This is a genomic window from Chitinophaga sp. SYP-B3965, from assembly GCF_009647655.1.
GTDB lineage: Bacteria > Bacteroidota > Bacteroidia > Chitinophagales > Chitinophagaceae > Chitinophaga.
Map to the genome: position 1 here is coordinate 438,608 of NZ_WJFD01000003.1, position 16,426 is coordinate 455,033.

The 16,426-nt window shown below is 42.7% G+C and carries 10 protein-coding genes and 1 tRNA gene; 4 read left to right on the top strand and 7 right to left on the bottom strand.

Annotation, left to right across the window (positions count from 1 at the left end; translation table 11 throughout):
• Position 1: 1 nt before the first annotated feature.
• Together GFS24_RS19545 and GFS24_RS19550 are read right to left on the bottom strand one after the other, a co-directional pair.
• On the bottom strand, positions 2-1,936 hold the full coding sequence (locus GFS24_RS19545) for a RagB/SusD family nutrient uptake outer membrane protein (RefSeq protein WP_153662323.1): 1,935 nt from the start codon (positions 1,934-1,936) through the stop codon (positions 2-4).
• 30 nt (positions 1,937-1,966) lie between these two features.
• Positions 1,967-5,218 (bottom strand): TonB-dependent receptor, encoded by a 3,252-nt coding sequence (locus GFS24_RS19550; protein ID WP_153662325.1) that lies wholly within the window; start codon positions 5,216-5,218, stop codon positions 1,967-1,969.
• Positions 5,219-5,596: 378 nt separating this feature from the next.
• Between GFS24_RS19550 and GFS24_RS19555 the strand changes: the two genes are divergently transcribed.
• Both GFS24_RS19555 and GFS24_RS19560 read left to right on the top strand, forming a co-directional pair.
• Entirely contained in the window at positions 5,597-6,484 is an 888-nt protein-coding gene (locus GFS24_RS19555) for an AraC family transcriptional regulator (RefSeq protein WP_153662327.1), read from the top strand.
• A 339-nt stretch (positions 6,485-6,823) separates the two neighbouring features.
• Positions 6,824-8,440, top strand: a complete 1,617-nt coding sequence (locus GFS24_RS19560; RefSeq protein ID WP_153662329.1) for a two-component regulator propeller domain-containing protein — start codon at positions 6,824-6,826, stop codon at positions 8,438-8,440.
• 87 nt (positions 8,441-8,527) lie between these two features.
• Here GFS24_RS19560 and GFS24_RS19565 read toward each other — a convergent pair.
• Positions 8,528-8,601: transfer RNA gene (locus GFS24_RS19565), tRNA-Asp, on the bottom strand.
• A gap of 175 nt (positions 8,602-8,776) precedes the next feature.
• Between GFS24_RS19565 and GFS24_RS19570 the strand changes: the two genes are divergently transcribed.
• Positions 8,777-11,176, top strand: a complete 2,400-nt coding sequence (locus tag GFS24_RS19570; protein ID WP_173003128.1) for a hypothetical protein — start codon at positions 8,777-8,779, stop codon at positions 11,174-11,176.
• Between the two features lie 44 nt (positions 11,177-11,220).
• A complete protein-coding gene (locus tag GFS24_RS19575; protein ID WP_153662331.1) occupies positions 11,221-12,522 on the top strand; it encodes an ankyrin repeat domain-containing protein in 1,302 nt (433 codons plus the stop codon).
• A gap of 3 nt (positions 12,523-12,525) precedes the next feature.
• Here GFS24_RS19575 and GFS24_RS19580 read toward each other — a convergent pair whose 3' ends face one another.
• The 4 genes from GFS24_RS19580 to GFS24_RS19595 form a co-directional block, all read right to left on the bottom strand.
• A complete protein-coding gene (locus GFS24_RS19580) occupies positions 12,526-12,975 on the bottom strand; it encodes a hypothetical protein (protein WP_153662333.1) in 450 nt (149 codons plus the stop codon).
• Between the two features lie 24 nt (positions 12,976-12,999).
• Positions 13,000-14,376, bottom strand: coding sequence for an FAD-binding oxidoreductase (locus GFS24_RS19585; RefSeq protein ID WP_153662335.1), 1,377 nt, complete (start codon positions 14,374-14,376; stop codon positions 13,000-13,002).
• A 109-nt stretch (positions 14,377-14,485) separates the two neighbouring features.
• On the bottom strand, positions 14,486-15,361 hold the full coding sequence (locus GFS24_RS19590) for a helix-turn-helix domain-containing protein (RefSeq protein ID WP_153662337.1): 876 nt from the start codon (positions 15,359-15,361) through the stop codon (positions 14,486-14,488).
• Between the two features lie 119 nt (positions 15,362-15,480).
• Positions 15,481-16,281, bottom strand: coding sequence for an FkbM family methyltransferase (locus tag GFS24_RS19595; RefSeq protein ID WP_153662339.1), 801 nt, complete (start codon positions 16,279-16,281; stop codon positions 15,481-15,483).
• Between the last annotated feature and the right edge of the window lie 145 nt (positions 16,282-16,426).

Sequence of the window (16,426 nt, forward strand, 5' to 3'; positions counted from 1 at the left end):
ATTACCAAAATATGGTTTGGGTCAGATTCTCATTTTTAACCACCTCTTCATTTTTTACAGGCCATAAATAATCTTTCAAACCAAAAGTTGGTACAGCCACCGTTACAGGCCTGTAATAGTTTGAAGGAGCATCCTCATTTACATTCCAACCTTGCAGCGGTCTGCTGAGTACACCTTGTAACTCTTTCCAGCGGCGCAGGTCCCAGCCACTCTGACCTTCAAAACATAACTCTATCCTTCTTTCCTGGTGGATGATCTCTCTCCTGCCTTCTTTGGTATCGGGCTTGCCGGGTTTATTTGAATACTGCTGCCATGCCGTTGCCACGCCGGGCAAACCGGCCCTGGTCCTCACTTTATCTACCCAGGATAAAATATCTGCTTTAGATGCAGTGCCTTCTTCATTTAAAGCCTCAGCATATAATAAGTATAATCCGGCCAAACGCGCAACAGGTAATTTGAAGGAAGAAAAACTGGCATTCTGATTCATGATCGACATATAGTGCACCAGTTTCTTAGGCCAGTATCCGGTTACATTCGTGGCATATTGACTCTTAGGGCCTGCAAGTGCAAACCGTCCCCTGGCCTGTACGTAATAAGCATCACTCTCGTTGATCTTATCATTACCAAACCAGATACCGCCATCGAATCCCAGTGCTGCGTAAAACCTTGGTTCGCGATTAAAATTGGCTTTTGCAGTTTCGTAACCTTCTTTGATATAATGTTTATTGGCAGCATCTCCAATCAGCGTAGTATTCCTTCCCGTGTAATCAAAAACACCACTTTTATCCTCATTGATGGGCACACCATTTTTGGTATAGAACAATTCCGTAGTGGATAACGGCACTGCCCAGTTTGAAGGATGCTCGTTACCCAGGGAAACCGATTCCTGGTTCAGTTTGGGAAAGCTGAATCCCTGGTAAGGAAAATCATATTGTGAAGAAATGATCACCTCAGGGTTCTGGTCCCATTTTTCCGTGATCACAGCTTGTAACTTCAATACCTGTTTCACTTCATCAGATACATTAGATACCTTATCGATAGGAACCCTATTGTACAGATCACCACCCTGTGCGATAAACTCATCGATGGCTTCTTTGCAGGCTTTGGCTGCCAGGGCCCATTTCTGAGGATCGGCAGTAGCTGTAAAAAAGCTCCGGCCATCTTTGTCTTTAAAATCAACATAGTCAGGATTACCATTAAATAAAGGGCTTGCGGCTGTGGTTAATACTTCAGCTTTTAAAGCCATCCCCATCGCTTTCGTTGGCCGGCCCAACTCTAAAAGACGATTACCAATAATGACCGGCAGATCCGGTATGGCTTCCTCTAAAAGCTGTGTTACATAAGCAAAGGATTCGTCCACAGTTGATCTTTCAACTTTTGTTGCCTCTATCGGGCCGTCAATTGGCCGGTTTTCTTTAGCCAGTGTGATCGGGCCATATAACTTGATCAAATAGTAATGGTAAAATGCTTTTAAGAACTTGGTCTCCGCGATCCATCTTTTCTTTTCAGGCTCTTTCAGATCATAAGGCTTGTTAATGTTCTCCAGCATGATGTTACACCTTCTTAGCACAACATACAGGGGCTGACCTCCATTGGAGCCGTTCCAGTAATTTATTACCGGGTCCGATGTATTTTGCACACCTCCTCTTATCAGCTTAAAGCCCGGAGATTTGATCTGGTTAAAGGGGTTATCATCCAGGCCAAGCGGATAGACCACTTCTGATGAGGTCACAAAACCCACATTATTCTCCACATCACGATTGATACTCTGATATGCATTAAAACACCCATAGAGGTAGTTCTCTGCTTCATTCCTGTTCGAAAAAGCGTAATCGAGCGTCCCCACATTATTAGGAACAACATCCAGGTATTTTTGACAGGACGCCCCCTGGATACACAGTACAACCACGCAGGCCAGTTTATAATAGAATTTCATATCTCAATTTTTTTCTGCTATGATTAACAATTATAAATTCAGGTTTATACCCAAATTGAATACCTTCTGTATGGGATAAGCAAATCCATTACCTGCCAACTCCGGATCCCACATTTTAAAGGGACTCCAGGTGATCAGATTCAATCCGTTAAAGTAAAAACGGCAGTTGGAGATCTTTAAAGACCGCAGTACATTTTTGGGCAGGGTATAACCAATTTCAAGTGATTTTAACCGGATGAAACTTCCATCCCGAAGCCACCATGAACTGGGCTGCAAATTATTAGCGATCAATTCATTACTGGTACCCAGGCGCGGGTAAGTAGCATACACATCCTGGTTTTCTTCAGACCAGTGACTGTCTGCAAAATCTTGCAATACCTGCGATCTCCCTTCTACATATTTTACATTACGTTCTAAAAACGGACTCACTTTTCTCGGATCAATAAAGAAGGACACCCTTGCCTGACCCTGAAAGAACGCGGAGAGATCAAATCCCTTAAACCCTGAGGAAACACCAAAGCCATATACAATTTCCGGTGTGCTGGGATAACCCATAAATACCTGATCCAGATCATCAATCCTACCATCTTCATTCAGGTCGCGATATTTAATATCACCGCCTCTTGGCATCACGCCTGTAATTTTGTTATCGTAAGCATCCACTGTGGTGAACAACTGTTTTGGTGAGTTGGCCACTTCAGCATCATCAACAAACAGGCGTTCAGCAATATAGCCATAGCCACGGCTGATCGGCTGCCCCATAAAATGCCTCCATGTTTCAGGATAATTCGGCTCTTCTATATAAGTGTATTTGTTGGTTGAATAAGTAAAGTTGCTTCTGATGGAAGCCCACAGCCCATTGTTGAAATTCTGTTTGTAATCCAGTGATAAGTCCAGCCCTTTTGAATCCACCACTCCGAGGTTGGTTAGAACATCAGCTTCAAAACCTTCTGTTGCCGGAATGTTCCGCGTGCGTAAGATATCGTAACGGTGATTCTTATAAATTTCGGCTACGATATTGAGGTTTTTCAACAAGGTGATCTCTGTTGCCAGGTTCGTTTGTCTGGATGTTTCCCAGGTAATATTTGAATTGGCATAACTTCTGATGGTCACGCCGTTTAACTGGTTTTGGTTATTGATACCAAACTGGGCAAAGTTGCCTCCATTCAGATTCACATCAGAAAGGTAGAAGAAACGTTGGGAACCGATCGCATCATTACCCACTAAACCATGGCTAAAGCGGAACTTTAAACGGTTCACGATATCGTTCTCTTTCCAGAAGGCTTCGTTAGAAGGTACCCACGCTGCACCGATGGTTGGGAAAAAACCATAGCGGTGATTGGAAGAGAAACGTTCAGATCCATTATATCCAGCGTTAAACTCTACAAAATACCTGTCCTTAAATGAATAGGTTGCCCTGCCCGCCAAACCAAGGTTTCTGAAAGGCAAAGAATAAGGCAGCGTAGTTGTCTGTGTCCTGGGATCTTTAGCACTTGAATATAAAGTCTGCTGTGAAGTACCGATCAGGGTGGAGCTGACGCTGTGGTTACCAAATTTTCTGTTATAGTCTATAGCACCCTGAATGTAGTAGAAGGAATTGGCATTGGGTTCATTCTTATAATATTCCAGGTATTCTGTAGGCACGTTGCTGAATGAGGTTCCCTTCATGGGATTAAGCCAGGTCAGTGCATAGGTATTGTCTTCCTTATTATAGCTATCCGCGCTATAAAAATAAGGGGAGTAAGCAAGTTGAGAATCAAAATAAGAATACCTGTTGGTGTTAAAGATCCCTCTTAGTTTAAGGCCCTTAGTAATAAAATCTAAGTTCTGATTGAGCTCCAGCTGTGCGGACATGCGCGACTCTGAAGAGTTCTTGTGTCCTTTTAAAAGTTGTGCATAAGGATTACCGTTCGGATAAAGAATGCTATTACTTCTTGTTCCATTTGGCCCGCCTACGTTTCCAAACAGGATGTGATTGGCTCCTATATTGGCCTCATCAGCAGGATAATAGGCCGGGAACAAAACAGGGCTGGCATGAGAAGCAATCGCATACAGGTCCGAAGCAAAAGATCCGTCTAAGGTGATCGGTCCGTTATAATCACTAAATGTCCCAGAAAGTCTTACGATCAGTTCTGTAGATTTAGTGAGGGTAAGGTTGACGTTTGAACGCAACTGATAATTCTTAAAATTAACGTTGTTCTCATTGTTGTTGCGTATATCCGTTTTCAATATTCCATTGTCCACATTATAGGAGCCGGAGATATAATACTTAGCCACACCGCCACCGCCACTAATACTTAAATTGTTACGCTGTGTGCTGGCCTTGTCTTTAAACAACATATCGATCCAGTCAACCGCCGGGTATACATAAGGATTACTGCCCGGTGTGCCGGCAATGGTGGCTTTTGTATTTTGTACTTTAAGTGCCGGAAAAGGTAAGGGTAAAGCCGGATCACGTGTTAAGGAAGCTTCATTAAAAAGCTCCATGTACTGAATAGGATCTACCAGGTTAAGTGTCTGCGTAGATTGCGATTGAGAGTATTCCGAACGGAAATTTACATTAGCCTTTCCTTCTTTACCTTCTTTGGTACTTACCAGTATTACACCATTGGCACCACGGGCACCATAAAGTGCTGTTGCACTGGCATCTTTCAGGATGGTAAAACTCGAGATATCATCAGGTTGTAAGCGGGCCAGATCATTAGGTGTCAGCTCCACGTTGTCGATCAGGATAAGCGGGTCCTGTTTGTAACCAAAAGTGGTTACTCCCCTGATGAAAAAAGAGGCATTGTCCTGCCCGGGTTGTCCGCTACGCTGATAAGCAATGATCCCTGCTGCTTGTCCGGCAAGTGCAGCGGTCAGGTTACTGGCGGGGATCTTCAGATCACCAGGTTTAATGGTGGTTACCGAACCTACTACAGCTTCTTTCCTTTGTTTTTGCCCCATCGCCGTGATCACTACTTCATTGGCCTGCATGCTGTTCTCTACGAGGCGGATGTTGATGGTTTTGGTAGTGGCCGTTACAGTGATCCGCTGCTCTTTAAATCCGATGGAAGTGATCCTGAGCACTGCTCCTTCGTTCACTACGATCACAAATTTGCCATTTACATCGGTCTGGGTTCCGAGCTTAGTGTTTCCCACGACCGCTATCGTAGCTCCGGGAATGCTTCTGCTTAGTGTGTCTGATACTGTACCGGATACAGTGATCTTAGCAGTTTCCTGTGCGTAGGCCTTATTTTCCACAATTGAAAAAAAGCATATCAGCAGAAAAATGTATCTCATAAATATGGAATTAAGTTTGTGAACAGATTAGAAGAGGATTTGTGCAGATAACGGGAATAAAAACACCTTCTGTTCCACAGAAAAAAATGATAAAACAGCTTTATACGCTGGGTAAAAGTTAGATTCATAACGCTTGGGTGGTTGATAAGTGGTATAGTAAAACTACTTTAAATCGGCTTGCAGGAAATGTATAAACTAATCATAATGATGGACAATAACATCATCCACCCCCTTCTAGACAAGGTTGAATTTTCAGATTTAAGCCTTTAAACATGCATAAAATGATCATAATGATGGACTATAGTATTATTCAAGAATCTTTATAATCACTAAAAAATGATTAATTTTCGCACAGCGGCACTTTTTTAAATATCACGTATGGAAGAACACAAAAAACTGATGGAAGAGGGTTTCCTTGGGCAAAGGATGATTGTTTTAACACCCAATATCAGGAAGGAAATCAAATCAAACCCTTTAATAAACACCCTTTACCTCACAGCCATTGGACATTATCCACATGCTGTTGGCCATGAATGTGAACGGCCAAGAGGTGCCGGCGAGTTTATTTTCCTGTACTGTACCGATGGAGAGGGCAGAATAGAAATGAACGGAGAAGAGTATGTGTTAAGGGCAAATAATTTTTTCATCATCCCCAAAAACATAGCTCACCGTTATTATAGTTCAGAAAAGGCACCCTGGAGTATTTACTGGCTGCATTTTAGCGGAACAAACTCCAGGATGATCTACGAACGCTTTTTGATCGAAGGCGAGCATCAGGTTCAGGCTATTCCATTTGAAGGATACAGGATTAAATCATTCGACCAGATATTTACTACCCTGGACCGGAGCTTCAGTTCCAGGGATATGGAAATTATGAATTTCCGGGTACTTTATTTTATCACCTCCTTCATCTATTATAAGGAGATCAATCCTATGGTGTATAGTGTGGATATGGTCAGCAATTCAATTGCCTATATGAAAATGAACCTTGATAAAAAGAAGAGTGTAAAAGATCTGGCTGATCAACAGAATCTATCCGTTTCTCATTATCTGCGCAGTTTCAAAGCGAAGACCGGGCAACCGCCTACCACGTATTTCAACCAGCTTAAAGTACAGCAGTCCTGCCAATACCTTTACTTTACGGATAAAAACATCAAGGAGATCTGCACTTTACTGGGTATTGACGACCAGTATTATTTTTCGCGGTTGTTTACAAAGCTTATTGGGACGTCGCCGTCTGCTTACCGGAAGACTTATAAAAGGTGAGAATTCTTAAGCCTGGCAATTAAAAGAGCAACTCTCTATACTCGCACCTATGCAAACACCCCGGTCCGCAAAATATTTTAATACACTCATTATCAATCAATTGAAATTTCCGTAAACTCCTGGTACCCTTAAAGGAAAAGAACGCGCAGCCTATGCCTCTGAAACCCTAAAACCCTTGGCATGTATTAACAGAACGAGAGGAGGTTTAGTCTATCACACATAATGTCAAGGTTTATTTACAAAGTTTACATTTTTATTTACAATCCAGATTCGTCGCGTCGAAAAATATCAAAGTAGATTCGCTGAATCAATTCTAACAGGATCAATAAATAAAAAACTATGAAATACATACACGTATATGCTTTGTTCCTAATGTCTGTTTTTCTCACTTCCTGTGGACAAACCCAAACAAACGTACCAAAAGATAGTATCAAGTCCGAAATTAAAGACATAGGGCCTAACATAATGGTTCGTAATATAAAAAAAGGCAGAAATGGCACCATTCTGATTGCTGGCCCGAACAACTCATCATTTGGTGATGTTTTTCGATACGATGGAAAATCTTTTACTAATCTTACAAGTAAAATAGGTTCGCACCAATTCTGGGATGTCCTGGAAGATCGCAAAGGAAATCTTTGGTTCACTTCTACTGATTCAGGCGTTTATTATTACAACGGGAAATCCATTCAACATTTCACTACCACGGAGGGACTTGCCAATAATCGGGTCAGGTCTGTTTATGAAGATAAAGCCGGCATTATTTGGTTCGGCACCGGAGATGGAATAAGCCGTTACGATGGGAAATCTTTTCGAAATTTCACATCTCCGAACGCCCCGCTTTTTTATAAAGAAGGGAATTTGAATAATGATATTAATACAATCATTGAAGATAAAACAGGGAAATTATGGGTTGGTACACAGGGCGACGCCTTTGTTTATGACGGGGGAAAATTTACCACTTTAACCCATAAAGGCGAACCCTTTCTCGACGTTTGGGGTATAATGGAAGATAGAAAAGGCAATATTTGGCTCAGCGGTTTCAATGGCTGGAAAGTAAGCCAGACCGGTGGCCTTTGGCGCTATGACGGCAGTACCTTTACTAAGGTATCGCAGAGAGGTGCTTATACTATAATCGAAGATAAAAAAGGAAACATCTGGACTACTGGTTCAGTAAATCCCGCTAATTGGAATATCCAGGCACTTTCCCGTTATGATGCAGATTCCCTGTATAGTAAGGAGCCCACTGTAACCGAAATTATGTCAGGAAATGCTTTTATGGGGCTTTTGGAAGCTAACGATGGAAGTATTTGGTTTGGATCTGCAACCGGAGTGTATAGTTATGATGGAAACACCATCACGGACTTTTATAATAAAGAGGGTCAGAAAAAATATATCATAGATACGATGCAAAGTGTTGTAATATGGAAAAGCTCTATGCTACTTGGTGCATGGGAAGGTTCTGTGTTACTTGGTGATGGTTCCAGTACAGGGGACGTCGATATATTAAAAGGAGAATTGTTGATCGAAAACAGTCATCTGGTGGGCGGTGCAGTTGAAGTAGACATGAATACAATTGAACAAAAATTTGATGATCCAGGTCCACACAATAAACCACCTGAAATTTTTGATGTCAAAAAATTCCCTGTTTCTACATTCGCCATTACGAAGGTTGAAACATGGAATGAAGGAAATGTAAAAGCTGCAGGGAAAAATATAAAAGTTACAGGGAACCTGACCATTGAAGGTATCACGAAGGCAGTTACTTTTCCAGCCAAAATGGATTTTAAGGACAGAATGGACGGAACTGTCGTGGTGAATGGCACGCTGATCATTGATCGAACAGATTGGGGTATCAATTATTTATCAGAAAAGCTCTTTGATAAGTATGGTGATGGAACTATTTCGGACGACGTTAAGCTATTTATGAAAATCGTAGCAAAAAAATATAGCAGATAATTTGAGATTCAATTTATTTGAAAATGCCCGTATTTGGCGGTATTACGCAAAAAAAAGCACTCGTTATGAGTGCTTTTTTCAATTTTGCGGACCGGACGGGACTCGAACCCGCGACCTCCGCCGTGACAGGGCGGCATTCTAACCAACTGAACTACCGATCCTCAATACCAGCGGGCTTCTACACCCACTTTTATTCCCTTGAGGGGCTGCAAATATAGAAATTTTAATCTCAAACCACCAAATATTTCTACTAAAAAGTATCAAAAAGTCCAAATAAAAGGCCTTCCCACGAAAAACGTTTCCCTTAGTTTTGAAAGATAATCCAACAGTCCGCAGATGGCCAAACTCACCCTGATCCTCTCCTCTCTTCTATTTCTTTTTCATACAGCAGGAAAAGCAAACGATAAAACAATTACCATCACCACTTCTGATAAGAAGCTTTCTATCACTATCGACTATTCAAACGGCTGTATAATAAAGGGACTAAGCATAAAAGGCAAAAACACCTTATCCCCTTCCGGGGTTTACACAGGGATCGGTGCATTTTCCTCTAAGGACGCAAAGGATATCAAAGTAACCGGAACCAGCATCGTATTAAGCTACAACAATGTAAAAGAAGAGTGGAACTTCAAAACGCAGAAAGATAAGATACTCTGGACCATCACACGGCAATACGCTCAAACCACCACCCTGGAAGACATGGCATTCCCCCAATGGAATTTTGCTGATCTATCCGTCTGGAAAGGAGGGATCATGGACAACGGAGGAATGATCTGGTGCAAATACCTCAAAGAAGTAAACGATACCTACGGCGTCCACACCGGCGGCGTTACATTCTGGAATGCGGACTCAGGAGATGCCTTACGTATCACTGCAAAAACTAACAACGCAATCGCCACAAAATATTCCCATAGCCCGAAAGGTGAATTCACCTGCACACAGCTGATAACGAATACCCCCTTACAGCAGCGATACGATCTAAGCCGCTTTGTATCCAAAAAGGCAGATGTATTTGCCCCTTTCGAAGTTAAAAAAGGAACCATAACCGCAACCTTCGAATTGCAATACGTAGATTATAATAAGGAATACAGCAGAGGAACACTTCCCGGCATAGATGCCATAGCCGTAAGGGAATTACTGAATACAACCGGCCGCTATGGCGTAGTAGATAATAATATCGTGGGAGCAAATGGCTGGCTCACCAATTGGAAATGCCTGCACGAACCCTTCTTCGCACAGATCGGTATGGCCCTGAATGATAAGAACTATACCAGGAATATGTCTGCCACACTTGATCAGGAAAGGGATCTGGCCATGCTGAATGATGGGCGTGTTCTATCCCGCTGGCACAATGTACCCGGAGATGAAATACGCGGCACCTACAACGCCAAAACCGGATACTACGAAGCCATGTGGGGATACACCATAGACTCGCAAACAGGTTACGTGATCAACACCAGTGAACAATTCTCACTAAACGGAAACATAGACTGGCTCCGCTCCCACCAGCAAAGCTGCGAAAAAGCACTGGACTGGCTCATCAAACGCGATTCCAACAACAACGGCCTCTTCGAAATGATGAACGACGGCATTGCAGAAAAGAAAGCCAGCGACTGGCTGGACATCGTATGGGCAAGTTTTGAGAATTCCTTCGTGAACGCACAGTTATATGAAGCCCTCACCCTCTGGTCCAAATGTGAAAAAATATTAGGCAATCAACAGAAAGCAGATCATTATGCGGCCATAGCAGCAAAATTAAAAACCACATTCAACAAGCCGGTGGAAGAAGGTGGTTTCTGGTCAGAAACTAAACAACAATATGTATACTGGCGGGATAAAGATGGTTCTATTCATGGTGATAACCTCGTCACCCCTGTTAACTTTGCAGCGATTGCTTTTGGCTTATGTGATGATCCAAAACGAATAGCCCTCGTCCTTGATCAGATAGAAAAGAGAACAAAGGCTGAAAACTTGTTCCACTGGCCCTTGTGCTTCGATTCATTTAAAAAGGAAGAAGTACATAACAACAACTGGCCCTTCCCCAAATATGAAAACGGAGATATATTCCCTACCTGGGGATACCTTGGCGTGAGGGCTTACATTAAACATGATAAAGCCCTCGCCCTAAAATATATCAATAACATCCTCGAACAATATAACAAGGATGGCCTTTCCTCTCAACGATATAGCAGAGTTACCCAGCTGGGTCTGGGAGATGATATCTTAGCAGGTATCTGCACCAGCATAACTGCCCTGTACAGAGACATCTACGGCATCCGCCCGCAATGGAACAGAATGGGCCTTGAACCGAATATGAGTAACACACTGAATGGAACAAAATTCTCCTATACCCTGCGGGATACTGTATACAACGTGGAACTCAGCGTGAATGATTACAGCATGCGCACGAATAGCTTTTCTATAAAGAGCAAAGAAAGTTTTGGTGCGAACAGGAGCGGAAATACCCTCACCTTTTACCCTCATAACAGAGAGGATGTAACCCTTTCCATCACCGGCCCAGCTGTTGATATAGAAATAGCAAGCACTCTTGATTGGACCATCAAATCACCCGGCAATTTCCAATTCACCATTAACGGACTACAGCCTGGAGCCAAATACCAACTTCGGATAAACAACGCCCTTCAAAATATAGAAACAACAAAAGATGGGCGTTTTTTAATAAAGAGAAACTGCAGCACAAACACGAGGTTTGTTATAAAAAAAGTCCGGCAATGACAACACTTTTTGCCTAACTTAGAGATAAGCAATCATCATTAAAAATGACGCGCACAGCATTTATCAAGGCCGCTACCTGGCATGGTTCATTGGATGAAGCAGACCAACTCCTGGCCACCCACCCTGAATTAGCCACCAGTGACATTCACACCGCAGCCATCACAGGTAATGTGGAAGCTGTCAACCGGTTCCTCAAAGAAGACCCGGCAAATGCTACTGCTATTTCGGCTCCCTACGGCGGCACGGCCCTTATCTACTTATGCATGTCCAAATACCTGCGCCTGGACAGAAGCAGAAGTAATGACTTCCTGCAAGCCGCCACCGCCCTGCTCCATGCAGGCGCCGATGCAAACGCCGGTTTTTGGACAGAAGGAAAATACCCTGAATTTGAAACCGCCTTATACGGCGCAGCCGGCATTGCGCACCATGCCCCGCTAACGAAGTTACTCCTGGAACATGGCGCAGATCCAAATGATAACGAATCCGTTTACCATTCCACTGAAACGCATGAAAATGATGCCATGAAATTACTCGTGGAAACGGGTAAGCTCACAGAGGACAACCTCACCCTCATGCTCATTCGCAAACACGACTGGCATGACTATGAAGGCGTAAAATATTTACTGGAAAAAGGAGTTGATCCCAATAAAACATGGAGCGGCCGCGGATGGTATCCACTGCATCATGCCCTCGCAAGGAGTAATTCATTGGCCATCATAAAGTTACTACTTGATCATAAAGCTGATCCCCATATAGTCAGTGATGGCCTCACCGCCATTGCCAGGGCTGCCAGAGAAGGCCGCAGTGATGTATTAGCTTTACTGGAAGAAAAACCTGAAGAAGGCATTGATCAATTAATCGCCGCCTGTGCCATGGGAGATAAAGAAGCTGCACAACACATCATTGAACAAAAGCCCAAACAGTTTACAACACTCATGAACATGAGCAGTCAATTGCTCCCACGGTTCTGCCTCTCCAATAATAAACCCGGGGTGCAATTACTCCTGGATCTCGGCATCGATGTAAATACACCTTATGATACAGGTGATGGATATTTTGGAATTCCTGAAGGAAGTCTTCCTATCCATGTGGCTGCCTGGCTTGGCTGGCCGGCCATTGTGCAGTTACTCATTGAACGTGGCGCATATATTGAAACGCCGGATAAGAATGGCCATACACCACTTGCATTGGCAATAGGAGCCTGTGTACACTCCTACTGGACGGATCGCCGCAACACTATTTCAATAGAAGCATTGCTGGATGCAGGAGCTTCTCCTGTAAACATCCCTTTGCCATCAGGATATCCGGAAGCCGATGATCTGTTGCGGGCGGCGTTGCAGAAATAAGCATCATTTCTTGTAGTTGACAACATTCATGGAAACGATCTTCCACTCGCCCGATATCTTTTCCATATAGCGGGATTCATGTGTTTGCCCAATGATCTTCTTTCCTTTCAATGAATTTTGATCGAAAGTAACATAGGCAGAAGTGGCATTTATCCGGAACTTCCAGCGTGAGCGGTCAAAAGTATCCGGGAACACCGTTTTGCTCAATTCCTTTGTGGTATATGCCACATCCAGTTCTTTGTCTGTAAGATAGAGGGTCTCCCCATTCAGATGGCTTACGATACCCACCGATTGAGGAACAACATGCCATTTGGAATAGGATGTTTTGAAATCATGTTTAAAAAAGCTGGTTGTTTCTTCTGCAAGTACTTTTTTGATCGCTTGTTCTTCTGCCTGCGCAAATGCTCCTATTGAAGAAAACATAGCGAATAGTACGATACTGATCGTTTTCATGTGTTTTACTTTTATTGAGGTTAATTAAAAAGGTTTAATATTTTGATTTACCCTGAACAGGTTATGCGGGTCATATCTGGCTTTTGTTTCGGCAAGCCTGGTATAGTTATCTTTATAAATTGATCTCACACCTTCCTCGCCTTCGTCCATCATAAAATTGACATAACCACCACCAGCAGCATAAGGCCGCAGTGCATTCCAGTATTCTTTTGTCCAGTTGATAATGGTCTCTTTGCCGGCAGCATCTGCATCTATACCGGATATCACCATGGCCCAGGTAGCATCTCTGTAATGCCAGGCCGTTTTATCCTTTCCAATACGGGCAGCAGCAGCATTTACCGGATATAAATGCATGGTGGAAAGAGCTGATGGCGGAGCACCTACGTATTGCAAATGAACATCGATCGCTTCATCACTTAGTTCATTTAAATAATCCGCTTTCCAATACCATTGCATCCCCGGCGGTAAAAGCGGATCAAATAAGCCCTGCAAAGCAATAAAAGGAATAGGCCCCGCCAGATCGATGGCAGGCTGTTTAATACTACGGATAGATTCAAATACAAAATCTGCATCTTTCATATCACCCGTAAAACACCAAATGATTGCACACATTCTTTTATGATGATATGCTTCCGGAAAAGGAGGTGCCGGTGGTACGGTGAGGAAAGCCAGGAAACCATAGATATCATCTGGTGCCTCTTTTATAAATGTCCGATACCATTGCATAATTTTCTTCACATCTTTCATTTCCCAGATCATAGGGCCACCATATACCATATCAACAGGATGCGCTTTAAAAAGGAAAGAAACTACCACACCAAAATTTCCACCGCCACCACGAATGGCCCAGAACAGATCCGGATGTTCATCCGCAGATGCCTTTATACAACTACCATCTGCAAGCACCATATTTACCTCCAGCAGGTTGTCAATAGAAAGACCATATTTGCGGGTAAGATAACCAAGCCCACCACCCAGCGTTAATCCTCCTATTCCTGTACTACCAACAACACCGGCAGCAATGGCCAGACCAAATGGATGCGTAGCCTGATCAATATGCGCCAGTGTACATCCTCCTTCCGCAAGCACTGTTTTGTCAGCCACATTTATATGCACAGACGTTAAATTGCAGAGATCAATGACCAAACCATCGTCACACATACCCAGGCCGGCACCATTGTGTCCACCTCCTTTTACAGCCAGTAATAGATCATGAGCGGATGCAAAATTCACGCAGGTTACAACATCCGCAACATCAGCACAGCGGACGATCATAGCCGGTTTTTTATCAATCATACCGTTATGTACTTTCCTGGCTTCGTCATAATAGTCGTCCGCAGGTAATATCAATTGGCCACGCAGGCTGTTCTTAAATGAACTGATCAATTCTACTGAAAGCATATACAATATGTTTGATGGCTGATTAAAGTTATGGAGGTTATTACTGGGAGGGTTAGCTATAAAGGCTAAAAATATATCTATAAAGGCGGGGAGGTGATGATGAGTTTGTTTATTCAGCAGAGGTAAGCTGTTTCCGGTATTGTAAAGGAGCCATGCCAAATTTTTCTTTAAATACCCTGCTGAAATGTGTGGTACTTTCAAAACCACACTCGTAAACGATTTCGTTGATGTTTTTTTGCGAACTCGTTAATAATAGTTGCGCATAATCCAGTCTTTTTTGAAGTAGCCATTTACCCGGTGTATTATGAAATGTTTCTGCAAAATCCTTTTTAAAAACAGTAAGGCTGCGCTGGCTTATTTTTGCAAACTCTTCCAGGGAAAGGTTAAACAGGTAATTCGCTTCCATAATTTCTGTAAGCGGGGGTTTGCTGTAATCGCTCACACTTTTTAAATAGGCTAAAAATGCCGTATTCTCCGGGTGAGAAAACATATTAAAAACAAGTTCACGGCATTTTAATTCGAGCAGGCTTTCCGATGGCGGTGGTTGCTGGGTAAAATAAGGAAGCAGCCCGTAAAAGTACGCATGTGTAATATTATTGGTACTTATTTCTATAACAGGATCTGTTTCCTGGAAAGGCAGAAGAGGAAGTACTGATTGAGCACGGTATTCTTTAAACAGTTGCTGTAAATAACTATCCGGAACACAAAAAACAATGGTACGCCAATCCACATTAAAAAACTTCCCCTGCCTCATAGCCCCCTTCTTCAGGAAAATCAGTTTACCTTCCGTTAGCAGGTAGGATTTACCGGAACCGGCAAGTTGTTTCTTTCCGCCCACAGTATAGATAATATGATTAAGATGAGAGTATAGGTCAACCCATTCTTCCATTTGCGGGCATTGATAATTTACCAGAAGACCGTCTCTTACAGTGAGCTGTTTAAAATACGTAGGATCTGCGAGGATTGCTTCATACACATTGATCATAGCAACAACGGTTTAAGATGTGGGGTGTATGTAATATACAATAAAACAGTGGCGTACAGGCATAAAAAAAAGGAAACATTGCTATTTCCTTTTAACCTTTTTTACCGCCTGGAACGAACTTATCCCACCGGCCCAAATATGTAGTCAATATTCATGATCTGCTTAATCTCATATCCCAACCCCGTCATCAAAGGCAACAACACCGTATTATACTCTTCCTTCGTCATACACTCCAATTGAATAACAGGTTTGAACTTCTTAATCAACTCCCTTCCCCCTTTCACCGCCTTTTCTTCAAATCCCTGTATATCCATTTTTATATAATCCAGCTTATCCAGGCTATGCAGAAAAAGTTCATCCAATGTGCGCATGTCAAAATTGCCATCTTCCGCTTCTTTCAGATACACACCTCCATGATTCGTCTGCGCTACCCTGCTGGATATTTTATGATCGTCTCTGAAATCAACACTTGCCTTTGTCTGATGTTCTCCTAATGCATATTTATAAGGGATCACGATATCATTTAATCCATTCAGTGAGATGTTCTCCTGTAAGATCTTAAAGATCTCTTCCTGTGGTTCAAAAGAAAGCACCTTTGCAGCCTTGCAGATCTTAGCATAATAAATAGCATGATTCCCGATGTTGGAACCCGCATCAATTACCACACTGCCGGGTTGGATATAATGACGTGTTGCCGTCAGATCAGCGATATCATAAAAAGTACGCCGCCTGATAATATTGAAAGAAATAAAATCACGCACATCAGACACCTTTATCCTGATATCCTGGCCTTCATAATTGAATGTAAAAATATTGGTAGCGGCATCAAAGGCCGGTGTAAATTTCTTGAACTTCAGTACCCTGTATTCAAATTTTAATTCTTTAAATACTTCGTTTACTCTCTTAAATATATTGGGCATATCATTCTAAATTAACCACAACAAGTTGATAATCATGCAATAATGATCTAATAAGGCAGGTTTCTGCGCTTTGATCCGCGCTCAAATGTAGAGTTTTTACTATAAAAAAGCCCCCTCTGACCAGTCCGTTATGCCGATTTTGCCG